Origin of the sequence: Gordonia ajococcus, assembly GCF_012974285.1 — a bacterium.
Lineage (GTDB): Bacteria > Actinomycetota > Actinomycetes > Mycobacteriales > Mycobacteriaceae > Gordonia > Gordonia amicalis.
Map to the genome: position 1 here is coordinate 2,679,957 of NZ_CP052884.1, position 18,916 is coordinate 2,698,872.

Here is an 18,916-nt window from a genome sequence, read left to right on the forward strand (position 1 = left end):
GGTCGAGAGGCTCAACCAGCAGGCGTCTCGCCCCGGGCCTCGATGTCACCCTCGGTCTGCAGGTAGACGTTGCGCAGCGCGTCGAGGAGTTCGGGGGGTGGTTCGCGCCACATGTCCCGTTCGACGGCCTCGAGCAGCCGTTCGGCGATCCCGTGCAGCGCCCAGGGGTTGGACTGCTGCATGAATTCCTGGTTGGTCTCGTCCAGGACGTAGGACTCGGTGAGTTTCTCGTACATCCAGTCGGCGACGACGTCGGTGGTGGCGTCGTAGCCGAAGAGATAGTCGACGGTCGCGGCCATCTCGAAGGCGCCCTTGTATCCGTGGCGCTGCATCGCCGAGATCCAGCGCGGATTGACGACGCGGGCCCGGAAGACGCGGGCGGTCTCCTCGGACAGCGTGCGGGTGCGCACCGAATCGGGCCGGGTGCTGTCGCCGATGTAGGCCTCCGGCGAGGTACCGGTCAGCGCGCGCACGGTCGCGACCATGCCGCCGTGATACTGGAAGTAGTCGTCGGAGTCGGCGATGTCGTGCTCACGGGTGTCGGTGTTCTTGGCGGCCACCGCGATCCGTCTGTAGGCGGCGCGCATGTCGTCGACCGCGGGCACACCGTCGAGACCGCGACCGTAGGCATAGCCGCCCCACTCCGTGTACACGCGCGCCAGGTCCTCGTCGCTGCGCCAGTCGCGGGAATCGATGAGTTGCAGGATTCCGGCACCGTACGTTCCGGGCTTGGAGCCGAAGACGCGGGTGACGGCGCGACGACGGTCGCCGTGTTCGGCCATCGACGCACGGACGTGGGCGGCGACGAAGTTCTGCTCGTCGGGTTCATCGGCGGCAGCGGCAAGCGCGACCGCGTCGTCGAGCATCGCCACCACATGAGGGAAGGCGTCCCGGAAGAACCCGGAGATGCGGACGGTGACATCGATGCGCGGGCGCCCGAGTTCGGCGAGGTCGATCGGTTCGAGATCGACGACGCGGCGCGACATCTCATCCCAGACCGGCATCACGCCGAGCAGGGCGAGGACCTCGGCGACGTCGTCGCCGGACGTACGCATCGCACTCGTCCCCCACACCGACAGCCCGACCGACGCCGGGTGATGACCGTGGTCGGCGACGTAGCGCTCCAGCAGCGAGTCGGCCATCGCGCGGCCGGTCTCCCACGCCAGCCGCGAGGGCACGGCCTTCGGGTCGACCGAGTAGAAGTTGCGGCCGGTCGGCAGGACGTTGATCAGTCCGCGCAGCGGGGATCCGCTGGGGCCGGCGGGGATGAAGCCGCCGTCGAGGGCGTGCAGTACGCGAGGCACCTCGCCGGTGGTCTGCCGCAGGCGAGGAACCACCTCGGTGGCCGCGAATCGCAGGACGTCACCGACCGCGTCGGGCAGTCCGGCGGTGGCCTCGGCGACGGCGGCCGGCGACCAGTCGTCCTTCGCGCACGCGGCGACGAGATCGCGGGCCTGCGCCTCGACGGCATCCACGGTCCCGCGTTCGGCGGTCCCGTCCTCGACCAGGCCGAGCGCCTCACGGAGTCCGGGGAGCGCGGACGTGCCGCCCCACAGCTGCCGGGCGCGCAGCATCGCCAGGACGAGGTCGACCTCGGCGTCGTCGCGCGGCGCCTCGCCGAGAACGTGCAGACCGTCGCGGATCTGGACGTCCTTGATCTCGCACAGCCAGCCGTCGACATGCAGCAGCATGTCGTCGAAGACCTCTTCGTCGGGACGTTCGGTGAGCCCGAGGTCGTGGTCCATCTTCGCGGCGGTGAGCAGCGTCCAGATCTGCTGGCGGATCGCGGGCAGCTTCGCCGGGTCGAGGGCGGAGATGTTCGCGTGTTCGTCGAGCAGCTGTTCGAGCCGGGCGATGTCGCCGTAGGACTCGGCACGCGCCATCGGCGGGATCAGATGGTCGACGAGCACCGCGTGGGCTCGACGCTTGGCCTGAGTCCCCTCCCCCGGGTCGTTGACGAGGAACGGGTAGATGAGCGGGAGGTCGCCGAGCGCGGCGTCGGTTCCGCAGTTGGCCGACATGCCGAGGTTCTTGCCCGGCAACCATTCGAGGTTGCCGTGTTTGCCGACGTGCACGATCGCGTCGGCTCCGAAACCGGCCAGGTGTCCGTCGGACTGCTGGGCGGCGATCCACCGATACGACGCCAGATAGTGATGCGACGGGGGCAGATCCGGATCGTGGTAGATCGCGACCGGATTCTCTCCGAAACCGCGCGGCGGCTGCACCATGATGGCGATGTTGCCGAAAGTCAGTGCGGCGACGACGATGTCGCCGTCAGGGTTGGCCGACCGGTCGACGAACAGCTCGCCCGGCGCCGCACCCCAGTGTTCGACGACCGCGCCGCGCAGGTCCTCCGGCAGCGTGTCGAACCACGCGCGGTACTCCGCTGCGGGCAGCCGGATCGGATTGGCGGCGAGGGTCTCCTCGGTCAGCCAGTCCGGGTCCTGTCCGCCGGTGGCGATGATCTCGTGGATCAGCGCATCCGAATCGTCTTCGGCCAGGCCGGGTATCGCATCCGGACCCGATTCCGGTCCGAGGTCGTAGCCGGCCGCACGCAGCGCGGCGAGAAGCCGGAGCAGGCTGCGCGGGGTGTCGAGGCCGACGGCGTTGCCGATGCGGGCGTGCTTCGTCGGGTACGCCGACAGCATGATGGCGATACGCTTGTCCGCGACGGGAATCCGGCGCAGCCGTGCGTGCGACACCGCGATACCCGCCACCCGGGCACAGCGTTCGGGATCCGGCTGGTACCACGGCAGGCCGTCGTCGTCGAACTCCTTGAAGGAGAACGGGACCGTGATGATCCGGCCGTCGAACTCCGGCACCGCGACCTGCGTCGCGACATCGAGCGGTGAGAGACCGTCGTCGCTCGCCTCCCAGTCCGCGCGCGAACCGGTGAGGCAGAGGCCCTGCAGGATCGGGATGTCGAGGGCCGCGAGCCGTTCGATGTTCCACGCCTCGTCGTCGCCGCCGGCCGACGCGGTCGCCGGGGTCGCTCCCCCGGCGGCCAGGACGGTGACCACGAGGGCGTCGGCCGTGCCGAGCAACTCGATGAGGTCGTCGGGTGCCGTCCGCAACGACGCACAGAACACCGGCAACGGCCGGGCGCCGCGGTCCTCGATGGCGCGACAGAGGGCGTCGATGTAGCGGGTGTTGCCGGCCAGGTGCTGGGCCCGGTAGTAGAGCACCGCGATGGTCGGCCCTTCGAGGCTCGTCGCTTGCGCTCCTCGCACCTCAGGGAGCGAGGGGGCCACCTCTTCGATCGCGCCACGCTCCAGGATTCCCCAGGCGGGCGTCTGTTGCGGTGGTTCGAACCCGTGACCGGTGAAGAGCACGGTGTCGGAGAGGAAGTGGTGCAGGTTGACCATGTTCGCGACGCCGCCGGCGGCGAGATAGTCGTGGGCCTGGGCGACGACACCGGCCGGCACCGTCGAATGCGCCATCAGGTCCGGGTCCGGCTGCTGTTCGCCCGAACAGACCACGACCGGCTTACCGGTCGCCTCGACCGACGCGAGTCCCTCCTCCCAGGCGCGGGTACCGCCCAGGATGCGGACCACGATCAGGTCCGCATCTGCGGCGAGCGCCGGGATCTCCTCGACGAGGATCCTCGAAGGATTGGCGCCGCGGACGCTCACCTCGGAGTTCGCATCGCTCGCGGCCGCCGCGGTCAGCAGATCGGTGTCCGAGGTCGAGAGCAGCAGGATCATCGTTTCTCCTCGCCGGGTTGTCGCGCCCGGAGTGTCAGGTGTGGGCGAGGGACTGGTCTGGCTGGGGCACCCGGCAGCACCGGAACCCATCACAGTGGCGCGACCGCGCCGGATTCTCACCGGCTTCAGCCCGCTCGCGGTTGGGTCTCAGCCTACGGCGGCCCGTCGGGGAACCCCTCACCTGGGCCGGTCGTAGGCTTGTGAGATGACCGAGGCGCCGGACCCCGCCCCCGAGACAGCGATCCGAGAGTCCACGGACCGCTGTCCCGGCGTGTTCAGCACCCACGCGGCGCAGGACGGTGCGCTGGCCCGAATCCGGCTCCCCGGAGGCCGGATCCGGTCCGATCAGCTCGCCACCCTGGCCCAGGCGTCGGCCGCCCACGCCGACGGGTTCCTGGAGCTGACCGCCCGCGGGAATCTCCAGTTGCGCGGGATCACCGACGTCGGCGCCGTGGCCGACGCCGTGGTGACCGCCGGACTCGCACCCAGCTCGTCACACGACAAGGTGCGGAACATCGAGGTGAGCCCACTGACCGGGCGCATCGGCGGCATCGCCGACGCCGGTCCACTGGCCGCCGCTCTCGACGATGCCCTGCGTGCCGATCCCGCGGCGACCTCGATCTCGGGCCGCTTCCTGTTCGGGTTCGACGACGGCCGAGGTGACATCCGGCACCGCGGCGCCGACGCGTGTGCGGTGGTGCGCGCGGCGGAGCCCGTGGTCGCCGACATCCTGGTCGGCGGGGTCGCGGTCGGATCCGTCGACGGCGTCGACGGCGTCGACGGGATCGTCGACGCGATGATCGGGGTGGCGGCCGGCCTGAACGAGGTGGCTCCGGGCGCGTGGCGCGTCGGTGACCTGGGCGCCGAGGACCGGGGCCGGCTGGAGCAGCTCGTCGCGGCGAGCCTGGCACCGGTTGTCGGATCCGACGACGACGCCGTACCGAACCCGACCGAGCCGATCGTCGGCTGGTTCGACCAGGACGACGGGTCGGTGTTGCTCGGATCGGTCGTGGAACTCGGACGCCTGCCCGCACGTCTCGCCGAGTTCATCGCCGCGGTCGAGTCGCCGGTCGTGTTCACCCCGGACCGGGAGATCCTCATCTGCGACCTGGGCGAGGGTGTCGCCGAGACCGTGGTGCGGGTTCTCGCGCCGATGGGACTGATCTTCGATGCGAACTCGCCGTGGGCGAGGGTCAGCTGCTGCGTCGGCGCCCCCGGCTGTGCATCGGCCCAGGCCCCGGTGCGCGAGGACCTGCTCGTGCATGTCGAGGCAGGACTTCCGATGGGCGATCGCGAGCACTGGGTCGGTTGTGAGCGGCGCTGTGGCTCCCCCGCCGGCCCGCACCTGTCGGTGCAGGCCACGCCCGACGGCGGTTACGACCGACGTCGCCGCTAGGCTCGTGCGCACCATGACCGAGTACTTGCGCGACGGCGCCGCGATCTATCGCCAGTCCTTTGCGACGATCCGGGAGGAGTCGGATCTGTCCGCCTTCGCCCCTGACGTGGCGACCGTGGTCGTACGGATGATCCACGCCTGCGGACAGACCGACCTCACGCGCGACGTCGTCGCGACCCCCGGGGTCGTCCGGGCGGCCCGCGGGGCGCTCGAAGCCGGGGCACCGATCCTCTGCGACGCGTCGATGGTGGCCTCCGGCATCACCCGCAAGCGGCTGCCCGCCGACAACGACGTGCTCTGCCACCTCTCCGAACCCACCCTTCCCGCTCTGGCCGAGGAGATGGGGACGACGAGAACCGCTGCCGCCCTGCAGTTCTGGTTGCCTCGCCTCGACGGCGCGGTCGTCGCGATCGGCAATGCCCCGACGGCACTGTTCGCACTGCTCGACATGATCGACGAGGGCGCACCCCGCCCGGCGGCGATCGTCGGCGCACCCGTCGGCTTCGTCGGTGCCGCGGAGTCCTGCGAAGCCCTCGCCGCCCGCACCGACCTCGAGTTCATCACGGTCACCGGCCGCCGGGGCGGGTCGGCGATCACCGCCGCCGCCGTCAACGCGCTCGCCACCCCCCAGGAGTGAATGTGCCTGCAGTCGTGAACGAAACAACTCAGCTACGAACAGGCGATCAGGGCAAGCTCTGGGGAATCGGTCTGGGCCCCGGCGACAGCGAGCTGATGACCGTCAAGGCCGCGCGAGTGATCAGCACGGCCGACGTGGTCGCGTATCACTGTGCGCGGCACGGCAACAGCATCGCACGCTCGGTCGCCGAACCGTACCTGCGCGACGGGCAGACCGAAGAGCGGCTCATGTACCCGGTCACCACCGAGACCACCGACCATCCCGGTGGCTATCAGGGAGCGCTCGACGACTTCTACGCCGACAGCGCGGAACGACTGGCCGTCCATCTGCGCGCCGGTCGGGACGTGGTCCTGCTCGCCGAGGGGGATCCGCTCTTCTACAGCTCCTACATGCACATGCACAAACGGCTCTCGCCGCACTTCGATGCGGAGATCGTGCCCGGGGTGACCTCGGTCAGCGCGGCGTCGGCGGCCACCGGCGTGCCGCTCGTCGAGGGCGACGAGACACTCACGGTGGTGCCGGGCACGGCCACGACCGAGGAGCTGCTCTTCCGTTTCCGGTCGGCCGACGCCGTCGTGGTGATGAAGCTGGGCCGCACCTTCGAACGGGTGCGAGAGGCGTTGCGGGAGGCGGGACGGCTCGACGAGGCGTTCTATGTCGAACGGGCCTCGACCACCGTCGAGCGAGTGCTTCCCGCATCAGAGGTGAATCCGGCTGAGGTGCCGTACTTCTCGATCCTCGTGATTCCCGGACGACGGAACAATCCACGCTTCGAGGCGGAGCCGGTGCCAGGCGAACTCGTGGTCGTCGGGCTCGGGCCCGGTCACGACAGTTGGACCACGCCGGAGGTGCGCACCGAACTGGCCACGGCCACCGACCTCGTCGGCTATACGACCTATCTCAAGCGGGTGACGCCACGACCCGGTCAGCGCGTCCACGCGAGTGACAACCGGGTCGAGTCCGAACGTGCCGAGTTCGCACTCGATCTCGCCCGACGGGGTGCGCGCGTGGCGGTCGTGTCGTCGGGTGATCCCGGCGTGTTCGCGATGGCGGCCGCGGTGGCCGAGGTGGCCGCCGAACCGCAGTGGCACGACGTCCCGGTGCGGGTTGTTCCCGGTGTCACAGCGGCCACCGCGGTGGCCGCTGCCGTCGGGGCGCCCCTGGGCCACGACTTCGCGGTGATCTCGCTGTCCGACCGGCTCAAGCCGTGGTCGGTGATCGACCGTCGCATCCGTGCCGCCCTGGCAGCCGACCTGGTCATCGCCATCTACAACCCCGGATCGGCGAGCCGGGCATGGCAGGTCGGAGCCCTCAAACACACTCTTCTGCAGACGGTTTCGCCCGACCGCGTCGTCGTCCTCGGTCGCGACGTGGGCGGTCCCGAGCAGACGCTGACCACGACCACGGTCGCCGACCTCGACCCGGACGTCGTCGACATGCGGACACTGCTCCTCATCGGTTCCTCGGCCACCCGGGTGGTGCCCCGGGCCGCGGGTCCCCTGGTGTTCACGCCCCGACGGCACACTCCGGCCGATGAGCCGGAACAGGTTTCAGCCGAGCAGCCGCTCGAGCCAAGCCTCGGCGGCAGCGACGTCTGAGACCGCCGGAACGTCGGGTTCGGTCGGCCGGTCGACGACGATCACCTCGATGCCCAGGGTTGCGGCGGCGTCGAGTTTCGCCTTCGTGAGTGATCCGCCGCTGTTCTTGGTGACGAGCAGGTCGATCCGGTGCTCCCGGAGCAGGGCCAGTTCGGAGTCGTAGTCGTAGGGCCCGCGCGAACGCAGGATCTCTCTGCGCGCAGGGAGTTCCGAGGTCGGCGGATCGACCACCCGGATCAGGAACCACACATCATCGACATCGGCGAACACGCCGACGTCCTGACGTCCCGTGGTCAGAAGAACTCGCGTGCCGCGGCGTCGTACCTCGTCGGCGGCAGCGGCGAGATCCGGTACCTGTACCCAGTGGTCGGATTCGGTCGGGACCCAGGGTTCACGACGCAGGCGGAGCAGCGGCACACCGAGGTCGGACGCGGCCTGCGCAGCGTTGCGGGTGATGGTGGCCGCGAAGGGGTGGGTGGCGTCGACGACGGCGTGAATACCATTGCCGCGCAGCCACTCCCGCAATCCTTCGACACCGCCGAAGCCGCCGATCCGGACCGGACCGACCGGCAGTCGCGGATCGGCGACGCGCCCGGCGAGTGAGCTGATGACGGACCACCCCGCCTCGGTCAGGGACGCTGCCAGCGCCCGGGCCTCGCCGGTGCCGCCGAGGATGAGGATCTGTTCGTCGGTCATCGGTGCGGTGTCTCGCGGAGTTTGGCCATCCGGGCGTGGGAGTACAGGTAGCTGTCGGTGACCTCGGGATGTGCCGCCGCGTCGAGGACCCGGCCGACGAAGATGACCGCGGTCTTGCGGATGTCGGCGGCCTGGAGGGTCTCCGGCAGTCGATTCAGCGGGCAGCGCACCACCTGCTGGTTCGGGCGGCTCGCGAAGGAGACGGTCGCCGTGGGACATTCCGGCCCGTAGTGCGGTGTCAGCGCATCGACGATCTGCTCGGCCCGGTGGGCGGCCAGATGCAGGGCGAGCGTCACGCCGGTCGCGGCGAGACGTGCGAGATCCTCGCCGGCGGGCATGTCGGTCGACAGCGTCGACACGCGGGTGATGAGCAGGCTCTGCCCAACACCCGGGACGGTCAGTTCGGTGTCGAGCGCAGCGGCGGCCGCGGCGAAGGCCGGTACCCCTGGCACGATCTCATACGGAATACCCCGGGCACGGAGTTCTCGTTGCTGTTCGGCCAGCGCCGAATAGATCGACACGTCGCCGGAATGCAGGCGGGCGACGTCGTGTCCGCGATCGTGGGCGGCGACGATGTGGTCGACGATGTCGGACAGCGGCATCCGCGCGGTGTCGACGAGGACGGCATCGCCGGGACACGATTCCAGCAACTCGTCGGGTACCAGCGACCCCGCGTACAGACAGGTGCGGCACTCTCCCAGCAACCGCGCGCCGCGCAGCGTGATGAGGTCGGGCGCACCGGGTCCGGCGCCGATGAAGTAGACGGTCACGACGTGAGCCCCGTTTCTTGCGCTGGGTCGTCTTTGGTTGCGGCCCACTGGATGATCGGCAGCGCCGGCCGCCAGGTGGTCATGGTCCCGAGGGGTGCGACGGTCTCCACGGACAGACGCCGCAAGGTGCCGCCGCGTTCGGCGTGCCACCGGACAAGGATCTCCTGGTTCTCCACGGTGACGGCGTTCACCACGATCCGCCCCGACGGTCGCAGTGCGTTCCAAGCGGCGGTCAGGACCTCGTCGTCGAGGCCGCCGCCGATGAACACCGCATCGGGAGACGACGCGTCGGCGAGGGCGTCGGGCGCGGCGCCTCGTAGCGACAGGCGATGACCGACGCCGTGCCGGCGCGCGTTGCCCGTCAGCCGTTCGGCGCGGTCCGCGTTCTGTTCGAAGGAGATCGCCCGACCTCGCTCGTCGGCGCGCAGCCATTCGATGGCCACGCTTCCGGACCCGGAGCCGATGTCCCAGAGGAGTTGCGGCCCTGCGGGTTCGAGCGCCGCCACGGTGACCGCCCGGATGGTGGACTTGGTGATCTGACCGTCGTGGGCGTAGGTGTGGTCCTCGCGACCGGGCATCCGGCTGCGACGCGGTCCGACGCACTCGACCGCCACGATGTTGAGCGGGTCGACGGCAGGGTGCGCCCAGGATTCGGCGGACGCGGACCGGATGCGCTCGTCCGGTCCGCCGAGTTGTTCGAGCACGGTCAGCGTCGAGGCGCCGAATCCGTTGTGCACGAGGAGGTCCGCCACGGCTACCGGGGTCGTGGCGTCTCGGCTGAGGACGAGGAGACGTCCTCCGCCGGTGGCCTCGGTGAGAACCACCTCGGGATCGGCGGTCACGGCACTGACGATCCGCGTCGTGGCAAGGTCCCACCCGAGACGCGCGCATGCCAGGCTCGCGCTCGACACCGCCGGGAACACCTGCACTCGATCGGCCCCCACACGGGCGACGATGCTCGCACCGACGCCATGGAACATCGGATCGCCGCTGGCCAGTATGTGGGTGCGTCCGGTGCTGTTCGCGAGCACTTCGGTGAGGTGTTCCGACATCGGCGACCGCCACGGCTCCCGCGCGCCGGCGAGCTCGTTCGCCCCGTCGTCGAGGAGTGCGAGTTGCCTTGGTGCACCGTAGATCACCTCGGCACCGCGGAGTTCGTCGCGTGACATGTCGGCCAGTCCGCGCCACCCGTCGGCACCGATGCCGACGATGACGAACCGCGCTGCGGCCGAGTCGGCCGGTGTGGATCTCATCGCGGCAGTCTCCGCCAGACCGCGCGTGGCAGCAGGCGCATGCCGAAGAAGATCGGCCGCAACGCCGCCGGGATCCAGACCTCACCGCGGCCCCGGCGATACGCGCGGGCAACCGCGTCGGCGACCTGGTCGGGGGTCTTCGACATGGGTGCGGGCTTCACCCCGGACTCCATCAGCTCCTTCGTCATCGCGCCGATCACGAAGCCGGGACGGGCGATCAGCATTCGGACGCCGGTGCCGTGCAACGAATCCGACATTCCACTGGCGAAGCCGTCGAGGCCGGCCTTGGTGGAGCCGTACACATAGTTGGCTCGGCGCACCCGGATTCCGGCGACCGAGGAGAAGACGATGATCGTGCCCGAGCCCTGTTCTCGCAGCGCGGCGGCGAGCGGGATCAGCACACTGACGTGTGCGTAGTAATCCGTGTGCGCGATCTGCAGGGCATGCGCGACATCGGCTTCCGCGCGGGCCTGATCGCCGAGAATCCCGAACGCGATGATCGCGATCCCGATCGGTCCGAACTCCTCGACCAGGGAGGCGATGAGGCCGGGATGACTGTCGGTGTCGTCGGCGTCGAAGGCCACGGTGTGGACGGCCGTCGCGCCCGCGTCGAGCAGCAGCGCGGTCTCTCGGGCGAGGTCGTCGGGCCGGCGCGCGGCGAGCACGACCGTCCTGCCCTCGGCCAGGCGTTGCGCCGTGGCCACACCGATCTCACTCCGTCCGCCGAACAGGACGAGCGAACCCGGAGATGTGTCAGACGCCATGCACAGCAGTATCGCACCAGCCCCGGCCCGCCCCGGCCACCCCACCGGCGCTAGCGTGGCAGCCATGTCACGTACCGCTGCCGACGTCGGCCCTGCCGCTGTCGAGTTCCTGACCGAACGCCATCTCGGCACCCTCACGACGGTGCGCGCCGACGGGACACCGCATTCGGTCGCGGTGGGCTTCACCTGGGATCCCGAAGCCGGGCTGGCACGGGTCATCACCTTCGACGGCAGTCAGAAGGTGCGCAACGTCGAACGCGGTGGCTATGCGGCGGTGACGAATGTCGACGGCCCGCGCTGGCTGACCCTGGAGGGTCCGGCGCGGGTCAGCCGCGAACCCGAACGCGTCCGCGAGGCGGAACAGCGCTACGCGCAGCGGTACCGGCAGCCCAAGCCGAACCCGCGACGCGTCGTCATCGAGATCAGCGTGGCGAAAGTGCTCGGATCGGCCTCGCTGTTCGGATGACCTCGATACGCGGCCAGCAGAGATGGGCGCCGCCAGTCAGCAGCGGAGGCGCGCGCCGGGGATCGCTGGTTGAGCCGGTAGCGAGCGAAGCGAGCCACCGCGTCGAAACCTCGCCTCCACCCTGACCGAACCGGTCGGCAGAGCCTGCGGGCAGACGGATTTCGACGCGACGCCTCGCTACGCTCGGTGTCGGCTCAACCCGCATGGGGTCGCCTGGTCGGAAAGTTACGTGCCCGGGCTCATCAACCCTGCCACCTCAACCCGCGTGGGAGTGCCTGGTCTGAAAGTCTCGAGCCCCGCTCATCAACCCCGACACAGCCCCAGCCAACGGACGCGCGCTAGGGATCGCTGGTTGAGCCGGCAGCGAGCGAAGCGAGCCACCGCGTCGAAACCTCGCCTCCACCCTGACCGAACCGGTCGGCAGAGCCTGCGGGCAGACGGATTTCGACGCGACGCCTCGATACGCTCGGTGTCGGCTCAACCCGCATGGGGTTGCCTGGTCTGAGCCGGCAGAGGAGGCGCACGCCGGCCGACTGGCGGCGGGAGCGCGTGACCTACAGCTGCACCAGCTCGTGCGGGCGATTGTTGACGGATTCGCAGCCATCCTCGGTGACCACGACGATGTCCTCGATGCGGGCACCCCAGTGGCCGGAGAAATACACCCCGGGTTCCACGCTGAACGCCATGCCGCGACGCAGCACGATGTCGTTGCCGTTCACGATGTAGGGCTCTTCGTGAACCGAGAGGCCGATGCCGTGTCCGGTGCGGTGGATGAACTGGTCGGCGAGACCGCGTTCGCGAAGCAGGTCGCGGGCGGCCGCGTCGATCGAGGCCGCGGTGACCCCGGGTCGGACGGCAGCGACCGCGGCCCGCTGTGCCTCGTGGAGCGCCGCGTAGGCGTCGGCGATGTCGGCGGCCGGCGTCTCGAAGCAATAGGTTCGGGTGGAGTCGGAGTTGTAGCCGGGCTCCACCGGCCCGCCGATGTCGATGACGACGATGTCGGAACGTTCGATGACACGGTCGGAGAACTCGTGATGGGGATCGGCTCCGTTGGGGCCGGAGCCGACGATGATGAACGCCGCCTCGGTGTGCCCCTCCTCGAGGATCGCGGCCGCGATGTCGTCGGAGACCTCACGCTCGGTGCGTCCGGGCTGAAGCCACTCGCCCATCCGGGCATGGACGCGGTCGATGGCCGCGCCGGCCCGACGCAGGGCCTCGATCTCCGCGTCGTCCTTGGTCATCCGGAGCTCGCGCAGCACGGAAGTCGCGAGTTGCGGTGTGGCACCGGTGTGTCGGGCGAGCGGGATCACGTGTAAAGCGGGCATCGAATCCGACACCGCGATGGCCGGATTCGGCGACAGACCGGCCAGCGCGAGGCCGTGGGCATCGTCGCCGTCGACCCAGTCGGCGACCTCGATGCCGAGATCCCCTACCGCCGAAGCAGACAGCGACGGCACCTCGAGTCGCGCGATGACCAGCTTGGGGTCACCGGCCGCGGGGATGACGAGGGCGGTGAGGCGTTCGAAGGTCTCGGCGCGCGAGCCCACCAGGTAGCGGAGGTCGGGACCGGGGGCCACCACCAGTGCGTCGAGGCCCGCTTCGCGAGTGAGTTCCGCGGCACGCCGCATGCGTTCGCGGTACACGTCAGAACCGAACAGCGGGGCACCGCACAGCGGGGCCGCCGAGCCGGCGGTGGTCGAAGTGGCTGCCATGGTCGAAGACTACCGCCGGTAGCGCGGGTCGTGGTGACGCGGCGACACCGTCAATGCGAAAGTGTGGAGGTGACGGATTCGTTGATGCTGCTCGACGGCGCGAGCCTGTGGTTCCGGTCGTTCTTCGCCCTGCCCGAGAAGATGACCAGTCCCGACGGGCGACCGGTCAACGCGGTACGGGGATTCATCGACACGATCGCGAATCTCGTGACGCGCGAACATCCGACGCGCCTCGTCGTCTGCCTCGACCTCGACTGGCGTCCCGAGTTCCGCACCGCCCTCATCCCGACCTACAAGGCACATCGGGTCGCGGTCGAAGACGGCGCCACTGATGTCACCGGAACACTGACCATCGACGTCGAAGAAGTCCCGGACACCCTGACACCGCAGGTCGACATGATCATGGACGTCCTCGCCGCCGCCGGGATCGCGACCTCCGGTGCGGTCGGCTGCGAGGCCGACGATGTCATCGGGACTCTGGCCTGGGAGGAGGCACAGGATCCGGTGATCGTCGTCAGCGGTGATCGCGACCTGTTGCAGGTGGTCTCCGACGACCCGGTGCCGGTGCGGGTGCTCTACGTGGGACGCGGACTGGCGAAGGCCGAGATGATGGGGCCGGCAGAGGTCGGCGAGAAGTACGGCGTGCCCGCCGATCGCGCCGGGATCGGCTACGCGGAGATGTCGATGCTGCGCGGCGACGCGTCGGACGGCCTGCCCGGTGTGCCGGGCATCGGTGAGAAGACCGCGGCGAAACTGATCAGCGAGTTCGGCAGCCTGGACGCGCTCCAGGCGGCCGCGCGGGATTCGTCGTCGACGGTTCCGACGCGGGCACGCAAGGCGCTGCTCGCGGCCACCGACTATCTCGACGCGGCACGCACGGTGGTGTTCGTGCGCACGGACGCCGAGACCATCGACAGCGGACCTGACCGGCTGCCGTCGGAGCCCGCCGACCCCGAGGCACTCGCCGCGCTCGTCGACGAGCTGGGCATCGGCGCGTCGGTGGGCCGGCTGGCGAAAGCGCTCGGCTGGTGAGCTGCACCGACGGTGGCCTCGATACCGTCCTCGGCCTGCGCCTCGAACCTACTCGACCAGCAGAAGCTCAGCTGGGGCGCGAGACCTCGTAGCGACCCTCGTCGTCGATGAAGGTGACGGTGACCTGCTGGTCCTGCCCGCCGACGGTCACCGAGCAGGTGAACGACGAGCCCTCCTTGACGCGCTGGCCGGACGGGCACTTCACGTTGCTGACATCGCTGGCCTGGTAGTCCTCGGTCAGGATCTTCTGCACGCCGTCCTGGGCCGCCTGCTGGTCGAGATTCTTCGGCGCCCATCCAGGTGTGACGAATGCGGTGATCAGGACGATCGCGGCGATCACGATCAACGCACCGCCACCGGCGAACAGCAGCGTCCGGAGCGTCTTGTTCGACTTGGGGGTCGCCATACCGCTGAACTGGTCGGGTCCGCCGACCTGGTTCTGGCCGTAGAGACCGGGGGCCTGCTGCGGCTGGCCGTACGGTTGCTGCCCGTACTGGCCCGGCGCACCGTATTGACCGGCGTCGGGCTGGCCGTAGGGCTGCTGTCCGTACTGCGCCGGGCCGCCGTATCCGGGCTGACCGCCCGGTTGGCCGTACTGGCCGGGCTGTGCGCCCGGGTACCCGACCTGCGTCGGCTGGTTGTGAGGCGGCTGGCCGGGTGCCTGACCTCCGGCGCCGTAACCCGGCGGCTGCTGGTAAGGGTTCTGCTGGTAGGGATTCGCCTGGTAGGGATCAGGCTGGTATGGATCCGTGGGCTGACCGTAGCCGGGGTTGGGCGCCATCGTCGTGGGGTCGGCCTGCGAACCACCCTGAGGGGAACCGCCTGTGTTCACGATCTCGGTCTTGTCACCGGCATCGGGCTGACCCTGCTGGGGTTGGGACGGATTCGGGTTGTACGGGTCGGTCATGAGTCCCCTCCCACTGGGCCACCCACCTCGACGAGGCGTCGGCGAACTTGTGACGTCACGCGCAGTGCCGGAAAATCGCACCCCGACACCGAATGCGGGATGAACGTTACCTCAGGCACAGACGACTATCAGTCAACCTTGCACGGGGCGCTCCCGGGCGTCGTCTGGTGGACCGACGGGCTCAGCCGAGCTCCGCTGCCACCACACCCCGGCGGATCGCCCGGACCGCGGACCGCGCGGTCCCACCGAGACGAGTATCCGTTCCGACGCAGAGCCGGATCTGTTCAAGAAGGTCGATGACCTGGCGGTTCCACCGGACGAAGTCGCCCGGCGAGAGCAGTTGGCCCCGTTCGCCCGCGAGGAGAAGGGCTTCGCTGAGCGTGCGGCCCGACGCCCACGTCGCCACCGCCAGCGAGAAACCGGTGTCCGGTTCCCGGGTGGGACTGACGCGGTGACGCGACTCGACCGCAGTCACCTTCGACCAGATGTCGACGGTCGCGGCGATCGCCGTACGCAGCGAGGTGCTACCCGGGAGGGCATCCACACCGCCGTAGCTGTCGCGGCGGCTCTCGTAGACCAGGGCCGCGACGACCGCGGCCAGGTCGGCGGGTGACAGGTCATCCCAGACGCCGGCACGGATGCACTCGGTCACCACGAGATCGCTCTCGCTGTAGATGCGGGCCAGCAGTTTGCCCGAGTCGGTCACCCGCATGGTGTGCCCGGTCGATTCGGACGCCTCGCGAGCGCGTTCGAGGTACCCGAGCTCGCTGAGGACCCCGACGATGTGATCGAAGGTGACCCCGAGTGTCGAGGTGCGTTCGCCGATGCTGCGCTCGGCGTTGACGATGTCGCGGAGCAGACGGTTGCGTTTCTCGGCGAGGCGGAACAGCTCGTCGCCGTTCGGGATCTGGTGCGCGGGATGGGCACGCAGAGCGCGACGCATCTGGGCCAGTTCGGTGTCGTCGGCGGCGTCGGCACGCTTCTTCGATCGACCGCGGGGCATCTCGATCCCGGTGGACCGCAACGCCGACGCGAGGTCACGGCGTCCGCGACCCGTCCGGCGGTCGGCGTTCTTCGGTAACCGCATGTTGCCGAGGACCTCCGGCGGATTGACGAAGTCACGCAGCCCGATCCGCCCGCACCAGGCATCCTCGGTGACCACCAGCGGCTTGGGATCGGCCGCCTGCGTGGCCGGTTCGACGATCACCGCGAGACCGCGGTGGCGTCCGACCGGTACGCCGATGACGTGGCCGCGTTTGAGAGCGGCGAGATCGGCGACGATCGTGTCCTCGGTGTCGATCCGCCTGCGGTACTTCAGGTCTCGCTCGCGGCGACGGATGTCCTCGCGAAGCGTGACATAACCGAGGAACCCCGCATACGCCTCGGAGTCGCCCACCGCAGGCTCGCCGGTGGCGTCCGCTCCGCCGGGTTCCAGACCTCGTGCCTCCGCGGCGCGGGCCAACTCGCCGTCGAGTTTGCGCAGTGCGCGTTGGGACTCGTGGAGCTTGCGGGCCTGTCCGACCACCGATCGGTCGGCCTGGAACTGGGCGAACGACCGGTGCAGGAGTTCGCGGGCACCGTCGAGACCGAGACGGCCGAGCAGATTGACCGCCATGTTGTACTCGGGCGAGAACGAGCTGCGCAGCGGGAAGGTGCGGGCACCCGCGAGACCGGCGACCTCCTCGGGGACGACTTCGGGTGTCCACACCACGACGGCATGACCCTCGATGTCGATCCCGCGGCGTCCGGCGCGGCCGGTCAGCTGGGTGAACTCGCCGGGGGTGAGGTCGACGTGCGACTCCCCGTTGTATTTGACGAGCCGTTCGAGGACAACGGACCGGGCCGGCATGTTGATCCCGAGCGCCAGTGTCTCCGTGGCGAAAACCATGCGCACGAGTCCGCGGACGAAGAGTTCTTCGACCGCGTGCCGGAAGGTCGGGAGCATTCCGGCGTGGTGCGATGCGAGGCCGCGCCGGAGACCCTCGCGCCACTCCTGGACACCCAGCACGTCGGCATCGCTCGGTGAGAGTTCGGTGAGGCGCCGGTCGACGACGGCGTCGACCTCGGCGACCTCCTCGGGAGTCAGCAGCGCGATACCCGACCGCAAGCACTGCGCCAGAGCGGCATCGCAGCCCGCCCGGGAGAAGATGAACCCGATCGCGGGCAGCAGCCCCTCACGGTCGAGACGGGCGACGAGGTTGGGCCGTGAGAGCAGCGGACCTCGTCCGTCACGGCGGCGTGGGACTCCCCCGCCGCCTCGGCGACCTCGGCCCCGGGACGATTCCCGTTCGTCGTCGGCGAGCAGGATGCGATGGCGGATGTGCCGTTTGAGCTCCGGGTTCACCCGCGGACGCGATCCCTTGCGATCCGCCGGATCGCGGTCGGCCGGGTCGAAGAGGTCGAACATCCGCTGTCCGACCAGCATGTGCTGCGACAGCGGGACCGGCCGGTGCTCGTCGACGATGACGGAGGTGTCGCCGCGGACCGTCTGGATCCAGTCGCCGAACTCCTCGGCGTTGCTGACGGTCGCGGACAGGCTCACCACGCGCACGGACGGTTCGAGGTGCAGGATCACCTCTTCCCAGACCGCACCGCGGAAGCGGTCGGCGAGAAAGTGCACCTCGTCCATCACCACATGCGAGAGGCCGTCGAGGGCGCGGGATTCGGCGTAGATCATGTTCCGCACGACCTCGGTCGTCATCACGACGATCGGCGCGTCGGGGTTGATGGAACTGTCACCGGTGAGCAGACCGACCGACTCGTGCCCGTGCACCGCGGCGAGGTCGGCGTACTTCTGATTGCTCAGCGCCTTGATCGGGGTGGTGTAGAAGCACTTGGTGCCCCCGGCGAGCGCGAGATGGACCGCGAATTCGCCGACGATCGTCTTACCGGCACCGGTCGGCGCACAGACGAGAACACCGTGCCCGGCTTCGAGAGCCTCGCAGGCCCGCCGTTGGAAGGGGTCGAGTCCGAATTCCAGCCGCGACGTGAACGCGTCGAGTTGACTCACAGGACGTCGTCGAATGTCTCGTGTGCCCGTGTCGACGTGCGAGTGGCGTTCGGGTTTCCGGCGGCCGAGGTCGCGACCGGCGACGGCGGCGAGACCGGGCGGGTCGGCGGCAGGGGGCTCGCCTCGTCGTCGGAGAGTCCGGCCCATGTCGGTGCCCGCTTGCCACGACGCCGGTCGACGATGCGGGCGAACTGGATCGCGAACTCCATCAACACCGTCAGCGCCACTGCCAGCGCGAGCATGGTGAACGGATCCTGGCCCGGGGTCACCACCGCCGCGAAGACGAAGACGGCGAAGATGAGTCCACGGCGCCACTGCTTCAGCCGGGCGTAGGTGAGGACTCCCACGCCGTTGAGCGCCACGATCAGCAACGGCAACTCGAAGCTCACGCCGAAGATGACGAGCACATTGATCATGAAGCCGAAGTACTGATCACCCGCCAGGGCGGTGACCTGGACCTCGTTGCCGACCGTCAGCAGGAAGTGGAACGCCTTGGCGACCACCAGATAGGCCAGCACGGCGCCGGCGACGAAGAGAGTCGTCGCCAGGGTGACGAAAACGAGTCCGTAGCGGCGTTCGTTGTCGTGGAGACCGGGCGTGATGAACTGCCAGACCTGGTAGATCCACACGGGGCAGGCAAGGACGATGCCGGCGGTGAGCGCGACCTTGAGCCGAAGCATGAACTGATCGAACGGACCGGTCGCGAGGAGCCTGCACGAGTCGTCGGCGGTCAGGGTCGCTCGCGACGAGGGCGGCAGGTCACAGTAGGGCCCGCGCAGCATGTCGCCGAGCGACGGAACACCCAGGAAGCCGTGGCTGTACCAGATGAAGCCGACGATGGTGGTGGCCACGATCGCCAGCAGCGAGATGACCACACGCGTACGCAACTCATAGAGGTGCTCGACCAACGACATCGTGCCGTCGGGATTGAGTTTGCGTTTGCGTTTGCGGGGGTCGAAGGGAATGCGCAC

The 18,916-nt window shown here is 69.4% G+C and carries 14 protein-coding genes and 1 riboswitch; of the genes, 5 read left to right on the top strand and 9 right to left on the bottom strand.

Annotated features, from left to right (window positions below; translation table 11 throughout):
• Positions 1-11: 11 nt before the first annotated feature.
• Positions 12-3,704 carry a cobaltochelatase subunit CobN gene (gene cobN, locus GAA2_RS12105; RefSeq protein WP_024498042.1) on the bottom strand — a complete coding sequence of 1,231 codons (3,693 nt, stop codon included), beginning with the start codon at positions 3,702-3,704 and terminating at the stop codon, positions 12-14.
• Between the two features lie 53 nt (positions 3,705-3,757).
• Positions 3,758-3,831: riboswitch (cobalamin riboswitch) on the bottom strand.
• A 78-nt stretch (positions 3,832-3,909) separates the two neighbouring features.
• Between cobN and GAA2_RS12110 the strand changes: the two genes are divergently transcribed.
• The 3 genes from GAA2_RS12110 to GAA2_RS12120 are packed head-to-tail and all read left to right on the top strand — an operon-like array spanning position 3,910 to position 7,335.
• Complete coding sequence (locus tag GAA2_RS12110; protein ID WP_191834370.1) at positions 3,910-5,100, top strand: nitrite/sulfite reductase; 1,191 nt, start codon at positions 3,910-3,912, stop codon at positions 5,098-5,100.
• Positions 5,101-5,113: 13 nt separating this feature from the next.
• Positions 5,114-5,737, top strand: a complete 624-nt coding sequence (locus tag GAA2_RS12115) for a precorrin-8X methylmutase (RefSeq protein ID WP_024498044.1) — start codon at positions 5,114-5,116, stop codon at positions 5,735-5,737.
• A 2-nt stretch (positions 5,738-5,739) separates the two neighbouring features.
• The gene (locus tag GAA2_RS12120) at positions 5,740-7,335 is read left to right on the top strand and encodes a precorrin-2 C(20)-methyltransferase (RefSeq protein ID WP_024498045.1); all 1,596 of its coding nucleotides are present in this window, start codon (positions 5,740-5,742) and stop codon (positions 7,333-7,335) included.
• Here GAA2_RS12120 and GAA2_RS12125 read toward each other — a convergent pair.
• Genes GAA2_RS12125 through GAA2_RS12140 form a run of 4 tightly spaced genes read right to left on the bottom strand, consistent with a single transcriptional unit; the run spans position 7,288 to position 10,818 of the window.
• Positions 7,288-8,031 (bottom strand): cobalt-precorrin-6A reductase, encoded by a 744-nt coding sequence (locus GAA2_RS12125; RefSeq protein ID WP_024498046.1) that lies wholly within the window; start codon positions 8,029-8,031, stop codon positions 7,288-7,290. The two genes, GAA2_RS12120 and GAA2_RS12125, sit on opposite strands and share 48 nt — an antisense overlap.
• Positions 8,028-8,801: a precorrin-4 C(11)-methyltransferase gene (cobM, locus tag GAA2_RS12130; RefSeq protein WP_024498047.1), complete on the bottom strand. Its 774-nt coding sequence runs from the start codon at positions 8,799-8,801 to the stop codon at positions 8,028-8,030. The genes GAA2_RS12125 and cobM overlap by 4 nt, the downstream gene beginning before the upstream one ends.
• Positions 8,798-10,054, bottom strand: coding sequence for a bifunctional cobalt-precorrin-7 (C(5))-methyltransferase/cobalt-precorrin-6B (C(15))-methyltransferase (locus tag GAA2_RS12135; protein WP_024498048.1), 1,257 nt, complete (start codon positions 10,052-10,054; stop codon positions 8,798-8,800). Before GAA2_RS12135 ends, cobM begins: the two co-directional genes overlap by 4 nt.
• Positions 10,051-10,818: an SDR family NAD(P)-dependent oxidoreductase gene (locus GAA2_RS12140; protein WP_024498049.1), complete on the bottom strand. Its 768-nt coding sequence runs from the start codon at positions 10,816-10,818 to the stop codon at positions 10,051-10,053. Before GAA2_RS12140 ends, GAA2_RS12135 begins: the two co-directional genes overlap by 4 nt.
• Before the next feature lie 64 nt (positions 10,819-10,882).
• Here GAA2_RS12140 and GAA2_RS12145 point away from each other — a divergent pair, with 64 nt between their 5' ends.
• A complete protein-coding gene (locus tag GAA2_RS12145; protein ID WP_024498050.1) occupies positions 10,883-11,284 on the top strand; it encodes a pyridoxamine 5'-phosphate oxidase family protein in 402 nt (133 codons plus the stop codon).
• Positions 11,285-11,838: 554 nt separating this feature from the next.
• On the opposite strand, the gene GAA2_RS12150 is transcribed toward GAA2_RS12145, so the two are convergent.
• Positions 11,839-12,996, bottom strand: a complete 1,158-nt coding sequence (locus GAA2_RS12150; protein ID WP_096274028.1) for a M24 family metallopeptidase — start codon at positions 12,994-12,996, stop codon at positions 11,839-11,841.
• 84 nt (positions 12,997-13,080) lie between these two features.
• On the opposite strand from GAA2_RS12150, the gene GAA2_RS12155 reads away from it, so the two are divergent.
• Entirely contained in the window at positions 13,081-14,028 is a 948-nt protein-coding gene (locus GAA2_RS12155) for a 5'-3' exonuclease (RefSeq protein WP_096274959.1), read from the top strand.
• A gap of 67 nt (positions 14,029-14,095) precedes the next feature.
• Here the strand turns inward: GAA2_RS12155 and GAA2_RS12160 are convergent, their stop codons facing one another.
• The 3 genes from GAA2_RS12160 to tatC form a co-directional block, all read right to left on the bottom strand.
• Entirely contained in the window at positions 14,096-14,935 is an 840-nt protein-coding gene (locus tag GAA2_RS12160) for a DUF4333 domain-containing protein (protein ID WP_096274026.1), read from the bottom strand.
• Positions 14,936-15,116: 181 nt separating this feature from the next.
• The gene (locus GAA2_RS12165; protein WP_096274023.1) at positions 15,117-17,945 is read right to left on the bottom strand and encodes a DEAD/DEAH box helicase; all 2,829 of its coding nucleotides are present in this window, start codon (positions 17,943-17,945) and stop codon (positions 15,117-15,119) included.
• Positions 17,942-18,916, bottom strand: coding sequence for a twin-arginine translocase subunit TatC (gene tatC / locus GAA2_RS12170; RefSeq protein ID WP_096274021.1), 975 nt, complete (start codon positions 18,914-18,916; stop codon positions 17,942-17,944). The genes GAA2_RS12165 and tatC overlap by 4 nt, the downstream gene beginning before the upstream one ends.